The organism is Photorhabdus khanii NC19, assembly GCF_000517265.1.
GTDB lineage: Bacteria > Pseudomonadota > Gammaproteobacteria > Enterobacterales > Enterobacteriaceae > Photorhabdus > Photorhabdus khanii.
In genome coordinates this window covers 248,091-270,942 of sequence record NZ_AYSJ01000011.1, presented here as the reverse complement: position 1 = coordinate 270,942, position 22,852 = coordinate 248,091, and the positions used below count along the sequence as shown (strand labels likewise).

Annotated in this window: 15 protein-coding genes and 2 pseudogenes; 5 read left to right on the top strand and 12 right to left on the bottom strand. The window is 45.5% G+C overall.

Annotation, left to right across the window (positions count from 1 at the left end):
- Window positions 1–1,130 precede the first annotated feature (1,130 nt).
- From PTE_RS11035 to glnA, 9 genes and pseudogenes are all read right to left on the bottom strand, one after another.
- The gene (locus tag PTE_RS11035) at window positions 1,131–1,409 is read right to left on the bottom strand and encodes a hypothetical protein (RefSeq protein WP_070974558.1); all 279 of its coding nucleotides are present in this window, start codon (window positions 1,407–1,409) and stop codon (window positions 1,131–1,133) included.
- Between the two features lie 451 nt (window positions 1,410–1,860).
- Window positions 1,861–2,625: pseudogene (locus PTE_RS24535) on the bottom strand (IS5 family transposase).
- A gap of 152 nt (window positions 2,626–2,777) precedes the next feature.
- Window positions 2,778–3,278 carry a contact-dependent growth inhibition system immunity protein gene (locus tag PTE_RS11020; protein ID WP_036846263.1) on the bottom strand — a complete coding sequence of 167 codons (501 nt, stop codon included), beginning with the start codon at window positions 3,276–3,278 and terminating at the stop codon, window positions 2,778–2,780.
- The gene (locus PTE_RS22830; RefSeq protein ID WP_051477364.1) at window positions 3,278–6,229 is read right to left on the bottom strand and encodes a DUF637 domain-containing protein; all 2,952 of its coding nucleotides are present in this window, start codon (window positions 6,227–6,229) and stop codon (window positions 3,278–3,280) included. Before PTE_RS22830 ends, PTE_RS11020 begins: the two co-directional genes overlap by 1 nt.
- A gap of 1,221 nt (window positions 6,230–7,450) precedes the next feature.
- Window positions 7,451–8,692 (bottom strand): annotated as a pseudogene (locus PTE_RS27250) (filamentous hemagglutinin N-terminal domain-containing protein); the annotation flags it as partial.
- Between the two features lie 61 nt (window positions 8,693–8,753).
- On the bottom strand, window positions 8,754–10,433 hold the full coding sequence (locus tag PTE_RS11010; RefSeq protein ID WP_036846262.1) for a ShlB/FhaC/HecB family hemolysin secretion/activation protein: 1,680 nt from the start codon (window positions 10,431–10,433) through the stop codon (window positions 8,754–8,756).
- Between the two features lie 831 nt (window positions 10,434–11,264).
- On the bottom strand, window positions 11,265–12,689 hold the full coding sequence (gene glnG, locus PTE_RS11005) for a nitrogen regulation protein NR(I) (protein WP_036846261.1): 1,425 nt from the start codon (window positions 12,687–12,689) through the stop codon (window positions 11,265–11,267).
- Window positions 12,690–12,698: 9 nt separating this feature from the next.
- Window positions 12,699–13,748: a nitrogen regulation protein NR(II) gene (gene glnL, locus PTE_RS11000; RefSeq protein WP_036846259.1), complete on the bottom strand. Its 1,050-nt coding sequence runs from the start codon at window positions 13,746–13,748 to the stop codon at window positions 12,699–12,701.
- A 135-nt stretch (window positions 13,749–13,883) separates the two neighbouring features.
- Entirely contained in the window at window positions 13,884–15,293 is a 1,410-nt protein-coding gene (gene glnA / locus PTE_RS10995; protein WP_036846256.1) for a glutamate--ammonia ligase, read from the bottom strand.
- 426 nt (window positions 15,294–15,719) lie between these two features.
- Here glnA and typA point away from each other — a divergent pair, with 426 nt between their 5' ends.
- Entirely contained in the window at window positions 15,720–17,558 is a 1,839-nt protein-coding gene (typA, locus tag PTE_RS10990; protein WP_036846254.1) for a ribosome-dependent GTPase TypA, read from the top strand.
- Window positions 17,559–17,613: 55 nt separating this feature from the next.
- On the opposite strand, the gene PTE_RS10985 is transcribed toward typA, so the two are convergent.
- Both PTE_RS10985 and PTE_RS26505 read right to left on the bottom strand, forming a co-directional pair.
- On the bottom strand, window positions 17,614–18,183 hold the full coding sequence (locus PTE_RS10985; RefSeq protein WP_036846250.1) for a disulfide bond formation protein B: 570 nt from the start codon (window positions 18,181–18,183) through the stop codon (window positions 17,614–17,616).
- Between the two features lie 14 nt (window positions 18,184–18,197).
- Window positions 18,198–18,350 carry a DUF5993 family protein gene (locus PTE_RS26505; protein ID WP_036846581.1) on the bottom strand — a complete coding sequence of 51 codons (153 nt, stop codon included), beginning with the start codon at window positions 18,348–18,350 and terminating at the stop codon, window positions 18,198–18,200.
- 174 nt (window positions 18,351–18,524) lie between these two features.
- Between PTE_RS26505 and PTE_RS26845 the strand changes: the two genes are divergently transcribed.
- Window positions 18,525–18,650 carry a hypothetical protein gene (locus PTE_RS26845; protein WP_269149774.1) on the top strand — a complete coding sequence of 42 codons (126 nt, stop codon included), beginning with the start codon at window positions 18,525–18,527 and terminating at the stop codon, window positions 18,648–18,650.
- A gap of 469 nt (window positions 18,651–19,119) precedes the next feature.
- On the opposite strand, the gene PTE_RS10975 is transcribed toward PTE_RS26845, so the two are convergent.
- Entirely contained in the window at window positions 19,120–20,574 is a 1,455-nt protein-coding gene (locus PTE_RS10975) for a carbon starvation CstA family protein (RefSeq protein WP_036846247.1), read from the bottom strand.
- Window positions 20,575–20,729: 155 nt separating this feature from the next.
- Here PTE_RS10975 and yihX point away from each other — a divergent pair, with 155 nt between their 5' ends.
- From yihX to fabY, 3 genes are all read left to right on the top strand, one after another.
- On the top strand, window positions 20,730–21,347 hold the full coding sequence (gene yihX, locus PTE_RS10970) for a glucose-1-phosphatase (protein WP_036846244.1): 618 nt from the start codon (window positions 20,730–20,732) through the stop codon (window positions 21,345–21,347).
- Window positions 21,348–21,394: 47 nt separating this feature from the next.
- On the top strand, window positions 21,395–21,832 hold the full coding sequence (gene dtd, locus PTE_RS10965; protein WP_036846241.1) for a D-aminoacyl-tRNA deacylase: 438 nt from the start codon (window positions 21,395–21,397) through the stop codon (window positions 21,830–21,832).
- Window positions 21,833–21,904: 72 nt separating this feature from the next.
- Entirely contained in the window at window positions 21,905–22,822 is a 918-nt protein-coding gene (gene fabY / locus PTE_RS10960; RefSeq protein WP_036846238.1) for a fatty acid biosynthesis protein FabY, read from the top strand.
- Window positions 22,823–22,852: the final 30 nt, after the last annotated feature.

Genomic DNA, 22,852 nt, shown 5'->3' with positions numbered 1-22,852 from the left:
AAAGCTTATTTATAAGCATTAATAAAGCCAATTCTTTTTCTCATTTTCACTGATAGATTTATGATAAGCAGGTTTTAAACGGTTATTAAAAGCCATTTTTTTAACCTCTGGTTTTAATCGGTATAATCAGGTTTTAACCGTTTTTTTACTGTTTTTAACATCTGCTTTTTATTAAGTTTAATCGTCATGGTATAGTGTATTTTACGTTTAATCAACGTTGATTATACTCATTTTTTATCTTTATTGGTGCTGTTTTATTGGCAATCCTGAGCAGTTTTTATAAGTTATTACCCTTTATTTTTTCTTCATAAATCAACCCGTAAATAGCTTGATAGTATAAATATACCTTTTTATGTTTTTCAGATAATATTATTTCTCTCGCCGATTTATTTTAAACTCTCCTTTAATGGTTAATGTAATTCGATTAAGTTTAATTAACGTCATTTTAAAAAGTTGCAAAATCCATCTTTTATATAAAAGCTTTAATACATCTATTTTCGTGATTTTAAATGGTTATGACAGGACAGGTAAATGTAAAATAAACGAGGGATAACATCGTTGATAAATACATTAAACATGATAGGGAATAAGCTGTTTTAGTTACTTCTGTACCTTTTAAAAATCTGGCATTAATGGGCGTCTGTTTTTTTATCCTCAGCTAACTAATCATCGAAAAAAACAGCTTGCCGATCGATATCTATTTAAATGATGTTTAAATAAATTGGTAAACTTATTTAATAACGCCTTATTATATCAACAATAGTGAAAAGTCTGACGGATTAATCAGCCAGAAAGGTTATAATGATTAAATCGGTATTTAAGCATTAATAAAGAACTAAAATAGCTTGAAAAAATAACGATATAAATTGATTTTATTATTAAATCACCTTATAAAGGTATTAAAAGAGGCATGATTTAAATAAAACCGTAGAAAAGCAATGCTATTTAACGGGATAAAATAGTGTAAAACAAGTTTAAACAGGCGTATTTAATGTATCGTGTTTTTGCATAAAAAATGCAATATAATAACGCTAAAAACTATCCAGTTCGTATTCGGTTAAATTATTTATTTGCAGGTTTTGTTATTCATGTTTTTCATGGGTGATTATTTAACTGGCTTATGAAAAATTTTATTTGCCGGTTGAAAACGTTATTAAAGTCGGTTCCTTTTGGAAAATAGATTGTCTGATTAACCGATTGATAATTTTATTTGTCCTTTTTTTACGGGATATATAAGCATTAATAAAGTCTATTTTTTTCTCATTTTCACTGATAGATTTATGATGGGCCGGTTTTAAACTGTTATTAAAAGCCATTTTTTTAACCTCTGATTTTAACCGGTATAATAAGGTTTTAGCCGTTGTTTTTACTGCTTTTAACACTTGCTTTTTATTAAGTTTAATCATCATGGTATATTGTGCTTTACGTTTAACCAATGTTAATCATACTCGCTTTATCTTTACTGACGTTGTTTTACCAGTAATTATGAACAGTTTTCACCTGATAGTATAAGAATACCCTTTTATGTTTTTTTCGGATAATATTCTTTTTCTCGCTGACTTTTTAACTCTCTTTTAATGGTTAATGGAATTCGATTAAATTTAATTAACATCCTTTTAAAAAGTTGCACTTATAATTAAATCCGTATTTTATATAAAATCTTTAATACCTCTGTTTTCGTGTTTTTAACGTGCTTTTAAATAATCATGGCAGGTTAGGTAAATGTAAAATAAGCAGAGGATAAAATCGCTAATAAATGAATTAAACATGGCAGGGAATAAGCCGTTTTTAGTCACTCTGTACCTTTTAAATCTGGCATTAATGGGCGTCTGTTTTTTTACCCTTAGCTAGATAATATCGTCATAAAATATTTAACCAAAGAGCGAGACAGCGGATCTGAACGGCCGCAAGAAGTGAGGCACTATTTTTGGCATAACGGGTTGCTATACCACGCCAGCGTTTAAGATGGAGAAAAGCATTTTCAACTAAGTGCCTGAGCCGATAGAGTTCCCGGTCATATTTTCGTTTCACTTTGCGATTTTTGCGGCTGGGAATTTGCGCTTCCATGCCTTGTTTTTCTGCTTGTTCAACAACGGTATTGCTGTCATAGCCCCGATCCGCCAATAAATGTTCCGCCTCTATTCCTTCAATCAAGACCTCAGCTTGTGAGCAATCCGCTGTGGTACCGCTTGTAATAATCGCTCTGACCGGCATATTATGCGCATCCACGGCCAGGTGTATCTTGGTATTGAGCCCCTTTTGTACGCCCCATATCTTGATTGCCGCCTTCCGCCCCGGCGGCATGAGGATGTACCTTAATGTGACTGGCATCAATCATCAACCATTCGAAATCCGGTTCAGAGATGAGCTGTTCAAGCAATCCTTCCCTATCCCTTTGTCACGCCACCGACAAAAACGGCGATGTGTATTTTTCCAGTCGCCATAATCGGGCGGTAAATCTCGCCAGGGTGCGCCTGTCCGTAAAATCCAGAATACCGCATTAATAAATAGTCGCTTATCATAAGCGACACGTCCCCAGGCTCCCTTACGTCCTGGTAGGTGAGGTTCAAGTAAACTCCAAACATAATCAGAGATATCGTGACGACGGTGGGCGGGTGTGCTCATGGTTAAGTAATCCATTCGTGTAATGAGGGGGTTATTATTACATAAATTACTTCATGACGACACTATCTAACTAATCACCGAAAAAAAAGCAGTTTGTCGATCGCCCAAAAAGGGAAAAAGAATCCCAGCTTTTTTATGGCTGGGATCTTGATTTAACCGATACAGCGACTAAGAGCTAATCTAAGAGCTGCTCCAATTTCCTCCGAAGAACTATCTATCGGAAGAACAACATAATCAGATTCTTTAATTCTATCACCGCTCCAAGCTTCAAGCTTTTCGTGGTAGCTAGGTCTCATGGTTATTAGGCTATTAACACCATGAATTGAACAGCTTTTCATATTCTTGAATAACACTCGTTTAGTTTTATAACCATATTGTTCCATCAACATAGCTATCCATTCAGAATATTGCTCTTTGTTTCTTTCAAGATCGAAAAAAGTGGCACATTCTCCTATTGTCAGTGTTCTACTATCAGATAAAGCCTGCAATACTTTCTCGCCAATACTCTTATCATCAGCATCAGGTAAGAGTAAATGAGAAGGAAAAATGGGATCTCGTCCAGATCTTCCTAATCCCGAATATGTGTCAATACCCAAGAACTTGTCTGTCATATAAGCTCTGGCACGATAATCTTGATTTTCTATAAACATCATCATTTTACCTGTGTCACTGTGACCTTAACACCCTGATTTTTCCCGTATTCAATAGCCCGATTTATTTCTGTCCATTGAATTTTTGTTGTATTTGCCGGAACCGCTAATCGGATTTCTTTATTAGCAATCATTGTTGAATCTAAAATCATATCAGAAAGTGTATATTCCTTGAATTTCGTAGCAGCATCAATATTACCTTTTATAGAACTGTATATTTGATTAGGTTTAGTTAGCTTTGACAGCGTTTGTGTATCCATGGTTTTCACGCTAATTGCTGTTTTAGTTGATTCGTCATAGTAATCAAAAGTTTTAAAGTTCTTCGGTAAGCGGGAGCCTACAGGGAGTTGCGTACCCACATAGTCTTCCCAAGGCATACCTTGCTTCATATTGCCTTTGCCCCATTGGATACCGGTTTCTGAGGCGCTGACAGTCGCTGTTGCCGAGTTGCGCTCTATATACAACGCTTCTTTTTCCATCAAGCCAGTTACAGTATGGGTATCGGGCTTGGCATTCCTCAAAAGTGGTTTTGAGACATGACTCAATTCTCCTGCCAGATTTTTCGCACCTTCTTTGGTGTTACCTAATACTTTTACGGCTCCAGTCGCTAAAACTCCTGTTCCAACAGCCGCTTCTGGCGCAATGGCATCTGCAACAAAAATGCCCACGTTGTTCAGACACAGAGCCGGATTAGTTTTACAGCCTTCAAGAGCAACACGCCCTGCCGCTGCCATTTCCGCAGATCCTGCCAGCAATATATAACCGCCATAAGCCAGTGCATATCCGCCTGCTGCCACTGCGGTCACGGTTATCGCGGCATCACGTCGCGCAATAACGCGTTCTGTCGCCGATTTATCCCCTTTCTCTGCCGCCAGGATATCTTTTTGATTATCAACCGATAACTGATGCAACATATGCTCAGTCATGTTGTTACGATAGACAAGCTCTGCGCTGTTCGCCGCACTATAAGCGCCTTCGGGTGTATGACTAATCAGGGCCCCTGACAACGCCCCGATAAATTTGGCTGTCTGAGCCTTGGCTTCATTACCCGTCAACGCTTCCTGAAGTTTATGAATTTGCCGTTCAGCTTCATTTTTGTACGACGGTTCAAATAGCCGGCTTTCCATTGTGATAGTGGCTAATTCAGCGGCCAGCGCCCCCACAGCTGCCCCTTTGGCATCACCGCCCGCTATTTCCGCCGCCAGGGCAGAAACCACTGCATGGCTGAGGGCTTTACCGGGCACACCCAGAATTTCCCCGTTATCCCCAATCAGCCCGGCTCCTTCCGCATTAATCTGACTGCCAATATTAGACAGCAAAGCCGTGGTGAAGTTATCTTTAAAGCTGCCGCCATTAATCGTTGTCCCCAGACTGGCACCGATAATGGACTGGCCCGCGACTCGTTGAGCCACTTTGCTCCAGTCACCGTTGCTCAAGGAAGGTAATTTTGCCTTTGATGGATCCAGTTTAGTGCCATTCGCCGCTTCATCCCATCCCATTACCGTGTCAAAGCCCGCCAATGCGCCACCGATCGCCATTGAAGTCAGGGTGGATTTAACCGTCTCGCTGCTTCCCATGGCTTTTAAGGTTTTGGACAGGTCACCCTGATTGTCCACCAGGGCGACCGCCGCCTGAGAGGCCAGCGCTGCCATGCCGGAAGCGGTTGCGCCGTAAGCCACTGAACTCACGGTAGCGGCAGTGCTGGCAGCAGCTCCCGCTGCCGTCGCCGCTGAACCTGCCGTGCCTGCGGCTGACCCGGCCACCGACGCCGTTATGCCTGCGCCTGCCGTCACCGCGGCCACGGCAATCGCTATCACCGCCGAAACCACCGGGTTCAGGTGCTGGCTTTTATAATCCCAGCTATCATACGCATCGTTGACTAAGTTCCATTGCACATCCTGACGGTCACTCAGTCCTTTCAGCCAGGCGGTTTCCGGGGTATTACCGAAAACAGCGACGGCATTGTGTAGTGACTGACCATGTTGAGCTTTGATATCCGCGTTGATCCCGTTGGCTGCCTCTACGGTGAGTTTTCCACCGAAATGGATTGCCGGCAGTGCCCACTTATCTTCAATGTAGCCTTTATCACTGTGGGTAATAAAAAAACCGCTGGAATCGGTAAGGGTCTGTTCAAACGTGGTGTTCTTCACCGCCTTGAAATTCACCTGACCGGTCCGGCTGGTGATGCCGGCATTTTTCTGCGTGTTAACCTTGGCGGCTTCCAGTGTCACATCGTCTTTTGCCAGCAGATTAATATTGCCGCCGGCGGTAAATTCGGTGACTTTATTCGTCGCACTCTCTTTTCGCCGGGTTTCCGTCCTGGAGCCAAAAACCGTGCAGGACTGAATGCCCAGGAATTTTTTGCAGCTTTTCTTTTGTTCTTCCCATCGATAGGTTTCTTCCATGGCCTGGGCGTACAGGAACCCCCCTTGCGCCGCAATGTCCATCGCGCCTTTCGCCATCAGTGTTGTCGCCTGGAACAGAATACTCCCGCTGGCGAGTATCGTCAGATTGCCGCCACTGTTTATCCCGGTGCCTTGCTGGGTGTAGCGTTCGGTTCCGCCGCCGCTGGTATGGTTACGCACCGATTCAACGCGCATATTGCCCCCGCTGGCGAGCATGATGTGACCGGCTGAGTTCAGCGTGCTCCCTTGCATGGTCAGGCTGCCATTAGCGGCCAGCGTCAGCCCTTTTTCCCCGCGGAGGTCTGCCCCCTGATGGCGTTCATCCTGATGTTCATCCGACGGATGGGCGAGGGCGGAATACGGCAAGGCCGCCAGGGTCATATTCCGGCCCGCCAGAACGGTGGCCTGATTGTTGGCCCGGAGGTTGGTGCCCTGCAAGTTGATATCCCGGGCAGCATTTAACGTGAGATGGTGACCGGCCAGCAGCTGTGTGCGCATTTCCGGGCGGCGTTGCGTTTTAAAGGCGTTATCGTCGTCTTTATTCAGCACACGGGGGGATAAATCGATATCTTGTCCGCCATGCAGACTGATTGATTGACCGGCCTTGAAGGTAAGTCCCTGAATTTACAGGGTGTGACCCGCAGAGAGCACCATATCCCCGCGACTTTCCCACTCTCCTACCTGTTTCAGTCGGGATTCATTATTGGCGGGCGGCTTGCCGAGGGGCGCGTGGGTGAGGCGGCTTTCATTGCGGACCAGCTGAATATCCTGACCGGCATACAGCCCCAGCTGGGTGTTTTTGGCGACCGCCACGTTTTCCAGTTGAATATTGTTGCCCGCCTGTAACGTCACTTTTTCACCGGCATTCAGTTGGGAAACGTGCGGCTGGCCGTCACTGTCGTAATAGCGAATATCAGGTTCACTGAAGCGAATATCGCCCTGACGGGCAATCAGGCTGATGTCTTTACCGTCCAACACGGTTTGCGTGGCACTCAGGTTATTAACCGCCAGCAGGGAGAGTGAATGACCGGCCCGGAGGTCGGCATGTTGAAGGTTGAGATTATTTTCGGCAATGGCGGAAAAATCCTGTTTTGCCTGAAAACCGCTGTCACCCCGGATATTGTTGGCGTGCAGCACGATGTTCCTGGCGGAGACCACGGTGTTGACGCCGTTATACCCTCGCTCCTTAAGCGAGGCATCCCCCCTGAAAGACTGGGCGTCAAATGTAATCTCATCGTTGAAGTCCGCGACAAAATTCTCTCCGGCCGAAACTGTGCCCATCACCGCCCCGGAGGGATAAAAAGCGGTACTGTTATCCTGTTTAATCAGGTCGACATAAACCGGCTCAAGCTCCATGTCGGGAAATTGCTTTTTAGCATCGTCTATCGAGTGACCAATGCCATTTTTCCATCTGAAATGCTCATTTATTGTTGGAAAAGAATATGACGTAAACCCATACAGGCTGCCGGGGGAGACACTGCTATTGAGATAACGGTTCCCGGTCATGATAAGATTTTTATTCGCCGCGATTTTACTCCGGGCATTCAAAACCTGATCGCCGTTCAGATACAGGTTGTTACCCGCCAGTATTTGGGCTTCCGGGCTCGTCCCGGTGACGGTGAATGTTTTTTGACTGTCATTGACATGGGGATTGTCTTTAATGTTGACATGGCCGAACCATTTTCCCGCCGGCGGATTGTTCAGATAAGGCTCAATGATGATCAACAGATTAGGATCATCTTTCCAGCCGTTCCCCAGCACATTGGCGGTGAATGAATGTGAATCCGGTTTCTTTTCCTGCCACTGGGTAGTAAAAACATCGCGCACGTTATTCAATTGATGCGTGCGAATAACCATATCGCCCCGCTGGGTTTTAATGGTCGCCGATCTATTCTCGACTAATTGACCTTTATTCCCCTGCGCATCTTTTTGTATCCACAGATTATCGTTGGCTTGCAGTAAAGCTTTATCCCCGCTATTACGCACGGTGTCACCCCATACCCGCATATCCCGGCCCGCAGTTACGCGGCCTTTATTCTCCAGGGTGGTGTTGGCCAGGGTCATATCCTGTCCCGCTTGCACGGTAATATTCGGAGCAATATAAGTTTCTTTGCCCATAATATTTAAGTCGGTTTTAGCTTTGGTATTGCCTAATTCAATTTTGCCATTAACGTTTAAAGTAATATCACGCTGGTCGCTGGTTAAATCTTTCAAATTAACCCCAACACCCTCTTCGGTCGCCACCAGCCGGATTTTATTGGCATACATGCCGCCTAATGCTTTGGTATCAATGGCTAATTGCGGTTTAGCACCTTCGCCGGCAATGGATTTAACCGTGCCGTCTTTTAAGCTGATACGGTTGGCCCCTTGCGTCAGCGACAGGGTGTTAGCCTGAATTTTTCCATTCAACTCCGTCGCCCGGCTGATGATATCGACATAATCTGTCGCCTTACCATCCAGCCCTTTGCCGCCAAGGGTAATCTGGCCTTGTTTAACCTCCAGGGCTTCCAATGCACCCTGTTTGTCAAACTGAGGTTTACCGGTGGTCAGGGTGGCGCCGGCGGTATTGATAAAACCACAGCCATCACAAGTAATGCCATTGGGGTTGGCAATCATCACATTGGCTTTATTGCCGACAATTTCCAGCTGGCCTTGCAGCTCAGAGCGCCCGCTGCCGGTGACTTCATTAATAATCAGTTCAGCCGCGTTGCCGTTCAGATTAGGGTTGGCGTTAAGTTGCCCGGCCAGTTGTGATTGCGCCGCCTGAGTGGCGTTGTTGAGTACGGCCCCCTGAGTGGCAACGTTAAACTCTTGATAGGTGTTGTGGGATATCCCGGCGCTATTCGGTGTGGCGATATTGACAACCGGCACATTGCTCTGATTTTGTACCTGTGTTTGGCTATTATCCGGCGTTATTCCGGCTGCAATCGCGGGATGAAGGGGATAGACGGCGGTCAGGTAAATTAAAAGATAACTCGTAGCCCTTGTCAGAGGGTTGTTGCGTTGACTCATGTATCAGTCCTTGTTTGTTGGAATAAAAATGTTTTTTATCAATAGATTGTGTCTTACATCGTTACAGTGTCAGTGATGCAGACCAGTAAGCCACCCAGTGATCTGGTTTCAGGTGATCAGGGTGAGCTAGTGGTGTCCCAATCGTTATCGCCTGATTGAACCTGCGGTGAGCCAGTGAGAGGCCAAGAGCGGTGCCGGTAACATTACCGCCCTCAATTTGCCCGGTTTTTCCTCGTAACCAACCCGTATCCAGTGCTCCGGTTAAGGTGAGTTCACCCAGTACAGGATGTTCTGCAATCCGCCAGTTCAGCTCATTGCGCCAATATCCGCCACGATTGCCGGTGAGAGATTGTTCTTTAAATCCCCGAACGGAATATTGCCCGCCGAGTGAGAGGCGTTCGCTGGCGTAAAGGTTGTCGGGTGTGGTCTGACCGTAAATGGATGAGAGGTAATAAATGGAATCCGTGACCGGCATAAAATAGCTGGCACTCAGGCTAAATTTACGGAATTGACTCCGTGGCGCATCCGGGAAATGGGGATCATCTTTTGTCGCACCGAACACCGGTAAACCGTGGCTTATTGCCGGGTTAAACGTGATATAGCTACCCGCCAGCACGGAACTGTAGTTAACGCCAAAGCTGATAGCGCTGAGTGTCGGGCTGCTGATGGATAATTTCTCTCCTGCCAGCAAATTGGTCGTTTGGCGGCGCGTCAAGCCCATATCCAGCGCCAGCTTCTGTTCACCGTCACGATATAACGCCCGGTTTATTGCCAACCGGTGAGTCTGGCTGTCGCCTTCGTAGCGATAGATTTGTGAGTCAACCGGGATATCCTGAAAAGAGTCGTTCCACGCATACTGATAACTGAACAACCAGTTGCCATAAGGGACTGTTACATTAGAAGTGAGGCTTCGGTTTTGGTGGCTATTGCGAAAATCACTGTTATGGCTGGCAGACAATGACCACTGATCAGCAAGATGTAATGGATTATCCAGGTTCACACTGGCATTGGTTTGTCCGGTGCCGGTACTTTTTTGACCACTGTTATCTGCACCTAAACTGGCATTGATCGGTAAACGCGTCGAGGTTCGTTTTAAGGTAACCGCAGAATAGCCAGGTTGTTTTCCCGGCTGAATATCAATGGTCACCTGCTGAGAGGGAAGGCGGTTCAGGCGTTCCATGCCTTGTTCAATATCCCGCAGATTCAGTGTTTTTCCAACCATGCCCGGAAAGGCCATTTTGAGTGAGAGTGGTGTTCCATTATCAAGGCTGATTGATTCAATTTTGCCTTCATTCACAGTAATAATGAGGATACCGGTGGATAAATCCTGCGCTTTGAGGTCGGCACGGGATGTGACATAACCTCGTTCGATATAGGCATTCGATACTTTACGCACCAGTCCATTAATATCCTGCAAAGTTAAACAATGAGATAAGTAAGGGTGAATCAAGTTCTGTTTGACTGACCTTGACAGGTTTTCCGCCCCTGCAAATTCAATCCGATGAATGGTGTGGCAAACAGATTCTGATGCATCTGGTGTTAAAGCGGGTGGTGGGGATAAGGTGAGATTGTGACGCAGTGCTTCCCGTTGCTGTTGGGCTTGCTGCAACAAGGCTTTTTGTTGTTGCGTGATGGTTTCTTGATCCGCAGGGCTGACAGGAATTGAAGCCTGTGCCAGTGCGGAGATTGCCAGCAGAATAAGCCCTGTCAGGCTTTGGTGATGAAGTGGTAATTTTCCCATAGATAATAATTAATAATTTGATAGTGACATAATCAAACTATTCTAATGTGGGATTAATTTCCTGTCTGAATGTATAGTATAAAACTTGATCAAGATCTGGTTCTTTAGCCCTGACAATTGGGAATGCGATATATTAAATGCTGGAAAGTGGCAATAAGGATGAAAATACTCTTTTTTACATCAATGGCAATTCTTTCAGTTTCTTAATGGTATTGCGTCCCCAATCCAGCAGATGTGCGGTATCCTGCTTATGTCTTGGGTATGTTTAAATAGACTGACTGGCTAAAAGTCTGCAAAACTTTACGGACTTTTAATTGTTCAAGGCACAGATTTAAATAAATATACCCTTCATCTTTCAAGTTGCTGCTTTGTTGGCTGCTTTCACTCACCCCAGTTACATCGTTATCTATGCTCTTGGGGAGGCGTTCACTTGCCGCCGCGCTGCAACTTGAAATCTATTGGGTATATGAAAAGCCGTTTTTTAACCTCTGGTTTTAATCGGTATCATAAGGTTTTAACTGTTGATTAACCCTGTTTGATTAAGCCTTTTAAAATCGGATCATACGGTTGATGCCATGATTGTTCAGGTTCATAATTGGGAAAATTTTTACACCGATTTACAAGATGGTACGTAATGAGTCAAGACGCATACGAAGCTATTCAGGAAAAGCGCCTAAAGTTATCAAAAACTTATGTGATAGTGTATGGGGTTTTGATTTGAATCCGCTCGCTGTTCAGACTGCTCGTCTAACGCTCGTAGAATAGCTGACAATGGGGAATGAGATATATTAAATGCCAAAGAGTGGTGATAAGGCTGGAGATATTATCTCCTTACTCCAACCCCAGTTCTTTTAGTTTCCGTGTAATGGTATTACGCCCCCAACCCAGTAATCGTGCAGCGTCCTGCTTATGTCCTTGGGTATGTTTAAGCGCACAGTTAAGTAAAGTACGTTCCAGCAATGGTAAGGCTTCAGATAGCAGGTCCTGCTGACCATTCGCCAACGCATTTGTTGCCCAGTGAGCGAGTAGTTGCGGCCAGTTTTCCGACATTGTTGTTGCCAATGTTGCCGTGCTGGTTTCAGGGTGATGAGTTTCAAATAATTCAGACGGCAAATCTTGTACCAATACTTCCTGACTTGCCGCCATGACAGTCAGCCAACGACAGATGTTTTCTAACTGGCGAACATTGCCCGGCCAGGGTAAACGCATTAAGGCAATTTCTGCGTCAGGATGGAGCATTTTTGCTTCTACGCCCAGCTCTTTGGCAGTTTGTTGCAGGAAATGGCGGGTCAGGCGAGGGATATCTTCCACTCTGTCACGCAGGGGAGGTAACTGCATACGAATAACATTCAGGCGGTGATACAGGTCTTCTCGGAATTTGCCTTTTTCTACCAAACGTTCTAGATCCTGATGAGTTGCAGCGATAATCCGCACATCCACTTTCACGGGGGCATAGCCGCCAACCCGGTAAAACTGGCCTTCAGCCAATACCCGTAATAGTCGGGTCTGAATATCCAGTGGCATATCGCCAATTTCATCAAGGAATAGCGAACCGCGATTGGCCTGTTCAAATCGTCCATGACGTATTTGGTTGGCACCGGTAAAAGCCCCTTTCTCATGACCAAACAGCTCTGATTCAATTAGATCTTTGGGAATCGCTGCCATGTTAAGTGCAATAAATGGCTCATTGGTTCTTGGACTGTGGCGGTGCAAGGCATGAGCCACTAGCTCTTTTCCTGTACCGGATTCGCCATTAATCAACACACTGATCGAAGAGCGGGAAAGGCGGCCAATAATGCGGTAAACATCTTGCATAGCAGGCGCTTCACCTATCATGTCGGAAACCGGTGTAATGACCTGTGGGTTTTTAGCGGGTTGATTCTGTTCGCGGGAGTGGCTAAGCGCGCGTTCCAGCAGTGCGACAGCTTCATCAATATCAAAGGGTTTTGGTAAGTAATCAAAAGCGCCTTGTTGATAGGCACTGACTGCGGCATCCAGATCAGAATGGGCTGTCATAATAATGACCGGCAGCAACGGGTGACTCTGCTTAATGTTATTCAGCAGGTTCAATCCGTTCATTCCCGGCATGCGGATATCAGAAATCAGGACATCAGGTGTGTTTTGGACCAGTGCAGTCAGTACACTGTCAGCGTCTGCGAAACTGATGCATTCCATCCCCGCGCTACTTAGCGCCCGTTCAAGTACCCAGCGGATTGAGTTGTCATCATCAACGATCCAGATTTTTCCTCGTTGCATAGCTATCCTCTATTTCTTGATCGGTAAGTAGATAGAAAATTCTGTGTGCCCCGGCCAACTGGTAAATTCTATTTTACCAGAGTGCTGATCTATCAAATTGCGGGCAATGGATAGACCAAGACCCGTTCCGCCTTCATGAGCACTAACCATCGGGTAAAACAGTGTGTCCTGAATCTGTGGCGGGATACCTGGTCCGTTGTCTTCCACATCTATTCTGGCGGCCAGACGATAGCGCTGACCATGCAGGGTGATTTGGAACGCGGTCCGGGTACGCAGGGTAATGGTGCCACCCTGTGTGCCCAGAGCTTGCAAGGCATTACGGGTGATGTTCAGCAGCACCTGCTCAATTTGATCCGGGTAGTGAGCCAGTTCCGGCAGACTTGGATCGTAATCTTTTATCAGTGTGACATTATCCGGCATTTCCAGCGAGACTAATTGATAGACCCGTTCAGCAACATAATGAATGCTTTGTTTAATTTGTTCGCCCGGATGTTGTGGGCCAAGTAATCTGTCTACCAGATGACGCAACCGGTCCGCCTGTTCAATAATCACCTGGGTGTATTCCTGCAAAGCAGGATCAGGCAGCGCTCTTGAAAGTAATTGCGCAGCTCCCCTCAGCCCGCCGAGAGGATTTTTAATTTCATGTGCCAGCCCCCGAATCAATTCCCGTGCTGCTATCTGCTGGGCTTGTTGTACCTGCTCTTGACTTAACCGGCGTTGACTATCCATAGGTGCCAGTTCCAGCAAAATAAACTGCCCGGAAATGGGTTGGGCACTGAGCGACATAATATGAGAGCGGTTATTAACCACTAACGTCACTTCGTTGTCAGTAAAACTCTGACCGCTGACTAAACTGGCGTGCATCAGCTCTGTATCCAGTGAAAAGTAACTGAACAGCACCGGAAGAGGTGTACCTAATAGTTTACGGGCGCTCTGAGCGAATAGTTGCAGCGCTGCATGGTTGGCATAGCGGATCACGAGATCGGTATCCAGCACCAGTACGCTGTTAATCAGTGAGTTTAATATTTGCCCGGTATCGGGTAGGTTTTCCGTTTTCATTTACACTCCCGCACCTTTTTGGTGCACTGTATCATATTCGAGCGTAAAACCCAGGGAATAGGAAAAAGGCCCATCCGAAGATGGGCTAAAGGTTTCACGGCAACAAAAAATGATCAGCGGGAACGGCGCTGGTAATTACACACTGTAATACAGTTCAAACTCCAGTGGATGTGGTGTCAGGCGGACACGCTCCATTTCACTGTTTTTCAATTCAATATAAGCATCAATGGCGTCATCGGTGAATACGCCACCACGGGTCAGGAACTCGCGGTCAGTATCCAATGCTGACAGTGCTTCATCCAGAGAAGAAGCGACGGTTGGGATCTCTTTGGCTTCTTCCGGTGGTAGGTCATACAGGTTTTTATCCATCGCATCACCCGGATGGATTTTATTGATAATACCGTCAAGGCCAGCCATCAACTGAGCGGCAAATGCCAAATAAGGGTTAGCTGCCGGGTCAGGGAAACGTACTTCAATACGGCGGGCCTTGGTGCTGGCGACAACCGGAATACGGATGGATGCAGAACGGTTACGGGCAGAGTAGGCCAGCATAACCGGTGCTTCGTAGCCCGGAACCAGACGTTTATAAGAGTTGGTTGTCGGGTTGGTAAATGCGTTCAGTGCACGGGCATGTTTGATAATACCGCCGATGTAGAACAACGCCAGTTCGGACAAACCACCGTATTTGTCACCGGCAAACAGGTTGGCGCTGTTTTTAGACAGGGACATATGGCAGTGCATGCCGGAGCCATTATCACCAACCAGTGGTTTTGGCATGAAGGTGGCGGTTTTGCCAAAATTGTGCGCCACATTATGTACGACGTATTTGTAAATCTGGGTTTCGTCAGCCTTTTTGGTCATCGTGTTGAAACGAGTAGCAATTTCATTTTGACCGGCAGTGCCAACTTCATGATGGTGAGCTTCCACAACCAGTCCCATCGCTTCCATTGTCAGGCACATGGCTGAACGTAAATCCTGAGAAGAATCAACCGGAGGCAGCGGGGCGTAACCGCCTTTTACCGCAGGTCGGTGGCCTTTGTTACCGCCTTCGTATCGAGTTCCGGAGTTCCATGCTGCTTCAATATCATCGATATGGTAATAGGAACCCGACATAGAACTGCCGAAGCGTATGTCGTCAAACAGGAAAAACTCAGGTTCAGGCCCACACAAGACGGTATCTGCAATGCCGCTTGAGCGCAAAAAATCTTCAGCACGTTTGCAGATGGAACGTGGATCACGTTCATAGCCTTGCATCGTGCCGGGTTCCAGAATGTCACAACGCAGTATCAGAGTGGCATCATCAAAGAACGGATCAAGCATCGCTGTACTTGGATCTGGCATCAGCACCATGTCGGATTCGTTAATACCTTTCCAACCGTGAATTGAAGAGCCATCGAACATTTTGCCATCTTCAAAGAAGTCCGCATTAACCTGATGAGCAGGAATGGTCATATGTTGTTCTTTGCCTTTGGTATCAGTGAAACGCAAATCAATAAACTTCACCTGATGCTCTTCAATCATGGTTAAAACATGTTCAGCGGACATACTCGGTTTCTCCTGGTTTGTGTCGGTCTTGGTAAAATGGTTTTAGATTAAGACTTAAAGAAAACACAGTTACATTGTTTTACCTTAACAAGGCTATTTACGCGTTTGCAAACTTGTTGTTGTAAAAAACAATCTTATTAGATGAGGAAAACAATTGCGAAAAGCGTGCCAACTTTCTGACACCTTGCAATATACTGTGTTATGGGTATCCCCATGGGGGAATACTTTAATATTCAGGAAAATTGCACTGTATTAGTGCGATTATGTTACTATCCTGCACCCTGTCGGTGCATTTTTATCAATAGTGCATCTTTTATAGGCGTGAAAGGGATCACAATTCCATTGGTATCAAGTTGTTAAGAACAGATTCTTGTGATCCTGTTTAGTCCCTCGACCAATGTGTGTACAATAGCGCGCTATTTCTAAATGCCTGAGGCAAAGTTTGTGATCGAAAAATTGCGTAATATCGCCATTATCGCGCATGTTGACCATGGTAAAACTACCCTGGTTGACAAGCTGCTGCAACAATCCGGTACTTTCGGTGACCGTGCGACAGCGACAGAACGTGTGATGGACTCCAATGATCTGGAGAAAGAGCGTGGAATTACTATCCTCGCAAAAAATACCGCCATTAAATGGAATGACTACCGTATTAATATCGTAGACACTCCGGGACATGCTGATTTCGGCGGTGAAGTAGAACGTGTTATGTCTATGGTTGACAGCGTATTGTTGCTGGTCGATGCCATGGATGGGCCAATGCCTCAGACCCGTTTTGTAACTCAAAAAGCGTTCGCTCATGGTTTGAAACCTATTGTGGTTATCAACAAAGTTGACCGTCCTGGCGCACGTCCTGATTGGGTTGTCGATCAGGTGTTTGACCTGTTTGTAAACCTGGGTGCGACTGACGAGCAACTGGACTTCCCAATTATCTATGCATCTGCACTGATGGGAATTGCCGGTATTGAGCATACTGATATGGCCGAAGATATGACTCCGTTGTATCAGGCGATTGTCGATCATGTAGAGCCACCGAAAGTTGACCTTAATGGTTCATTCCAGATGCAGATTTCTCAGCTGGACTACAACAACTATGTTGGTGTTATCGGTATTGGTCGTATCAAGCGCGGTACGGTTAAACCAAACCAGAACGTGACGATTGTTGATAGCGAAGGTAAAACCCGGAACGGCAAAATTGGTAAAGTTCTGGGCCACCTGGGTCTGGAGCGTATTGAGAGTGAGCAAGCGGAAGCGGGCGACATCGTTGCGATTACCGGTTTGGGTGAGCTGAATATCTCCGATACCCTGTGTGACACCAATTCAGTTGAAGCGTTGCCGCCACTGGCTGTTGATGAGCCGACGGTAAGTATGTTTTTCTGTGTTAACACTTCTCCTTTCTGTGGTCGTGAAGGTAAATATGTTACTTCACGCCAGATCCTTGAGCGTTTGAAGAAAGAGCTGGTTCACAATGTCGCGCTGCGTGTTGAAGAAACCGAAGATCCAGATGCGTTCCGTGTTTCTGGCCGTGGCGAATTGCACTTATCTGTTCTGATTGAGAACATGCGCCGTGAAGGTTTTGAATTGGCGGTATCTCGTCCGAAAGTTATCTTCCGTGAGATCGATGGCCGCAAACAAGAGCCATTCGAGCAGGTAACTCTGGATATTGAAGAGCAACATCAGGGTGATGTGATGCAGGCACTGGGTGAGCGTAAAGCTGATCTGCGCGATATGTTGCCCGACGGTAAAGGCCGTGTGCGCCTTGATTACATCATTCCAAGCCGTGGTTTGATTGGTTTCCGGACTGAATTCCTGACCATGACCTCTGGTACTGGCCTGTTGTATGCAACATTTAGCCACTATGATGATATTCGTGCGGGTGAAATCGGTCGCCGTCAGAACGGTGTCATGATTTCCAATGGTCAGGGTAAAGCGGTTGCTTATGCGCTTTATAGCTTGCAGGATCGTGGTAAGTTGTTCCTGGGGCATGGTGCGGAAGTGTATGAAGGCCAAGTGATCGGCATTCATTCCCGCTCCAATGACTTGACAGTTAACTGCCTGACAGGTAAGAAACTGACAAACGTCCGTGCGTCTGGTACTGACGAAGCGACAACCTTGTCTCCGTATATTAAGAAAACCCTGGAGCAGGCTCTGGAGTTTATTGATGATGACGAACTGGTAGAAGTGACTCCTGTGTCAATTCGCCTGCGTAAACGCCATCTGACAGAAAACGACCGTCGTCGTGCGCATCGCAGCAAAGAGGCGTAATCTTTCTGCCATGCAAATGCTTAGGGCACCGATGGTGCCCTGAGTTTTTTGGGATTTATTTACCCAGCAATTGATAAAACGTTGGGTTGTCATCACATTGCCCGCCGCCACATTCCAAAATGGTAGAGATCAAATTTGCTGTAATTAATACGACAAATATTCCAATAATAATCTGACCGAAAACAGACTTGCTTTCCTTTTCTTCGGTCGTTTTTACCAGACTTTTCAATATCAGCATGACTGATATGGCGATGATAGCGATAACTGAGGAGATGAGAGCCCAAGTATAAAAATGTATACCAAAAAGTGCAGAGCCATAACCGATATCGCCAGGTGTGATATGTAAAAACACTTGTCGGATTGCAATAATTCCGGTCACGATACTGCCGATAATCGCGATGCCATAGTGTGCGCTTTTTATTCCAAAACGGAGATTAAACAGGAAACCAAATCCTATCATGATCATGCCTGTCCGCTGTAGCAGACATAATGGGCAAGGCAATTCAGAAAGGACTAGTTGATAATAGAAGGCAACGGTAAGTGCGGCACTAATACCAAATAACCCAATGATGTTGAATATCATGCCGTAGCTGATCGTCTGTTTTGTTGTTAATACCTGATTCATCAAATTGTCTCCTGTTAAAAAGATAGATTTAGCGAATCAGTCGCATGATGAATAAACCAAGCTATGGTTGTCACCAGAAGAAGGCTCCATAGGGTATAGCTAATTTTATTCTTTCCAACCAGGGTGGTTATGACTGCAAATAATGCGAGTAAAAATGGTAAAAACATGTACATGGTTCATTCTCCTATTAATGCTAAAAACATTCAAAACCTTCACCTGAGCAGATAGCCTTCTTCAGGGGAGGAATTCATAATACCAAGCTTGATACTGCTTGCTTCGATAATAAGCGAGCAATCATCCAAAGACCGGTTGACCATAAAGAAAAACTATTGGTGCCATTAATGAAGTCAACTATCTGTTGGTATATCTGTAACAACCTGTATTTGAAAATGCGTAAACCTGCATTTATCGCTTTTTCCGACATGGATGCGGCTAAAGCGAAGTTCTGGTATTCGAATGGTGTATAGTTCAACCACTATTCGTACTGTGTTGCAAATAATAATTGTAGTCAATTTTTATTGTATTTGCCATCACCCAGAATAATGAGTGTAATTTCATTTGAAGGGGCTGTTTCTGCTTTAATGAGCTGTTTTTATTTAACCGTTAAACAGGCAATGATTATGGGAGGTGAATTGCATCCTTGCTTGAAGATTCTCCCATTTATTATCATTACTGATAGGTTTGTCTTTAAAACGTTTCGCGTTCTGGTTGGTGTTGGGATGCCCTTTTAGATAAGAAATCATTGGTTGGGCGTTCATCACTTATAAAGAAGCTCTCCCAGCTATTTACGACTGGGGAAATTCCCCTTTCTTTAAACCAATTGCTCTGACTGTGGTGTTTTTAACATTATCAAGGAACCTAACCTCAGTGGAAATTAAAACCCCTCGACATTTTACCTAAGGGGCTGTTATTAATATTTAATGTTTTCTTTGGTTTTTACTCATTTAGTGCTTCGGCTTCTATATTATCAGAAGCTGATTTAGAGCGGACTTTTGCAAAGAAGATAATCGTTACACTCACCATTGCCGCCAGGCCGATAACGACAGAGATATTCCAATCCAGGGCAAAACCTTCTGGAGCGAATGCCAGATAGGTGAAGCACACCGCTGTCATGAACATGGCCGGCAGGGTGGTGATCCAGTGGAATTTATCGCGGCGCAGCAGCCAGGCAGAGGCAGCCCACAACATAACCATTGCTGTAGTTTGGTTTGCCCAGCCGAAGTAACGCCAGATGATATTGAAATCGGTTTTGGTGATCAGATAACCGACAATAAACATGGGCACACTTAATAACAGGCGTTTGGTCATTTCTTGCTGAGGAATATTCAGGAATTCAGCAATAATCAAGCGGGCAGAACGGAACGCTGTATCGCCGGAAGTAATTGGCAGAATCACCACACCAAGGATGGCCAGAATACCGCCGACAGTGCCCAGCAGAGAAGTGGAAACTTCATGCACAACCAGAGAGGCAGTACCCTGATCAATCACTGCCTGCAATGCGTTAGTGTCTTCATAGAAACTCAGACCCAGTGTACACCAGATCAGCGCGATAATACCTTCACCAATCATTGCACCATAGAAAACAAAGCGGCCATTTTTCTCATTCTGCATACAACGTGCCATCAGCGGGGACTGAGTAGCGTGAAAGCCGGAGATAGCGCCACAGGCAATCGTGACAAACAACAACGGCCAAACAGGAAGGTCTTTCGGGTTAAAGTTAGTGGTGAAATCCAATCCTTGTGAGTAGAAAGGTTTATCGCTCATAGCCAAACCAACCATAAGCGCGACAGACATAAACAGCAATAACGCACCAAATAGTGGGTAAAGGCGACCGATGATTTTATCAATAGGGACCAGTGTCGCGAGAATATAGTAAGCAAAGATAACGCCAACCCAGATAGCAATGCTATCCCAGCCGATAGCCTCTTTTAGTAAGTTGTTCAGTAAGCCTGCCGGACTCAGAACAAATACTACACCAACCAGCATCAGCAGAATGACAGCAAAGATATTCATGAAATGTTTCATGGCTTTGCCCAGTTCATTACCGACGATGACGGGTACTGATGCTCCCCGTGCACGAACACTGAGCATACCAGAGAAATAATCATGTACTGCGCCGGCAAAGATACAGCCGAAGACAATCCACAGCATGGCCAGTGGACCATAGAGGGCACCAAGAATCGGGCCGAAAATAGGGCCGACACCGGCAATATTAAGTAACTGAATTAGCCAAACTTTTGGGGTGGACATTGCAACATAATCGACACCATCTGCCATAGAAAGCGCGGGGGTTTTTCTTTCTGGTCGAATGGTGAATATTTTTTCGACAATCTTGCCGTATATGAAATATCCTGCCAGAAGAAGCCCAATACAAAGGAGGAACCACAACATAAAATAACACCTTACTCTACTTTTTTGATCTGGAGGCTACTTTATCGTTTCATAAGAAAAATACCGTGAAGTAATTCGCTTTTTACTTTTCCGTACTGTTTTCTAATTAGAAATACGATTAAAGTAAAAAGTTACTAATTAACCAGGAGGTGGTCATGCTATATATCTTCGATATGGGTAATGTGATTATTGATATTGATTTTAAAAGAGTTTTAGCTGTCTGGAGTAATTTGAGCGGCACACCTCTTGCGACGTTGACGAAAAGTTTCTCAATGGGAGAAACGTTTGAAAAACATGAGCGTGGTCAAATTACTGATTTGGAGTTCGCTGATACTTTATGTCAGGAAATGAATATTTCACTCAGTTTTGAGCAGTTTGCTGCCGGATGGCATGCTATTTTTATTGATATTCGTCCTGAAGTTATTCAAATAATGAATAAATTACGTGAAGCAGGGCATCGGGTTGTGGTGTTATCCAACACAAACCGTTTGCACTTGGATTATTGGCCGCATAATTACCCGGAAATTGCGGTATCGGCTGATTACCTCTATCTGTCCCAGGATTTGGCAATGCGCAAACCTGAACCTGATATTTTCAAATATGTTCTTGAGGCAGAAGGTTTCTCACCGGATCAGGCGGTATTTTTTGATGATGTGCTGGAAAATGTAGAGGCGGCCGGTGCGTTAGGCATAAATAGTGTTCATGTTATTGACCGGCAGACAGTCCCAGACTATTTCAAAACAATCGGTTTTTCTGAACAGAAGAGTAATTGAACTGATAATGGGGGATAGTGCACGGATGCTAATATCTAAGGAAAAGTATGATTGCGTTAATCCAGCGAGTAACACAGGCAAATGTTGTTGTTGAGAACGAAATGATTGGGGCAATTGGTCACGGTCTGCTGGTATTGCTGGGCGTTGAAAAAGAAGATGATCAACAAAAGGCAAAACGATTATGTGAGAAAGTGATAGGGTATCGGATATTCAGTGATGAGCAGGGCAAAATGAATCTGAATGTCCAACAAGTTGGCGGCAGTTTACTGGTTGTTTCCCAGTTTACCCTGGCTGCTGATACTCAAAAGGGAATGCGCCCTGGTTTTTCTGGCGGCGCAAATCCGGATAAGGCTGATGAATTATATCGCTATTTTGTTGAACGATGCCGCCAAAGTGGTGTAAAAACAGAAATCGGGCGGTTTGCTGCCGATATGAAAGTCAGTCTGACAAACGATGGACCAGTCACTTTCTGGTTGCAGGTGTAGCCACGAAAAGCAGCCAGTAAAGCGCAATTACCCCCGATTACACATCATGATTAAAAGAAAGGGGCAGTTTCTATGTATCATCTGCGAGTACCTGAAACAGAACAAGAACTGGAAGCATATTATCGATTTCGTTGGGAAATGTTGCGTAAGCCATTGCATCAGCCTGTAGGCTCTGAGAAAGATGGTTATGACACCATGGCTCATCACCAGATGGTTGTGGATGAGAAAGGTAACCCGGTGGCGGTAGGGCGTTTATATATCAACGCGGATAGCGAAGGGGCCATCCGCTTTCTGGCAGTACATCCCCATGTGCAAGGCAAAGGGTTGGGGAAACTGATCGCAATGGCCCTGGAATCTGTTGCCCGTCAAGAAGGTGTGAAACGGGTAGTATGCAGCGCCCGTGAACATGCGGTAGATTTTTTCAGTAAACTGGGGTTCGAAAATCGTGGGCCAATTACCAGCCCGCAAACAACACCCATTCGCCATTTTCTGATGATCAAACCTGTTGCGACGCTTGATGATATTCTTCACCGGCCGGATTGGTGCAATGAACTGCAAAAAGCCTGGTACAAGCATATTCCCCTCAGTGAGAAAATGGGGGTGCGGATCTCTCAATATACCGGCCAGAGTTTTATTACCACGATGCCGGAAGCAGGGAATCAAAATCCTCATCAATCTCTCTTTGCAGGTAGTCTGTTCTCACTGGCAACGTTGACCGGTTGGGGGTTGATTTGGCTGTTGTTACAAGAACGCCAACTGGGGGGTGATATTATTCTGGCTGATGCCAATATCCGTTACAAAAAGCCTATCGTTGGCAGGCCAAGTTCTGTTGCGGATCTCAAAAATATGAGCGGCGATTTGGCTCGCCTTGCGCAAGGCTACAAAGCGAGAGTGAAGTTGGAGGTGACGGTCCGTGGTGAGCACGGTGTAGGTGCGGTATTTACTGGCATTTATATGGTGCTGCCAAATGCTTACACGGCGATAGCTTAGCAAGACCCGCCGTAAACCCTCGCCCAGTGC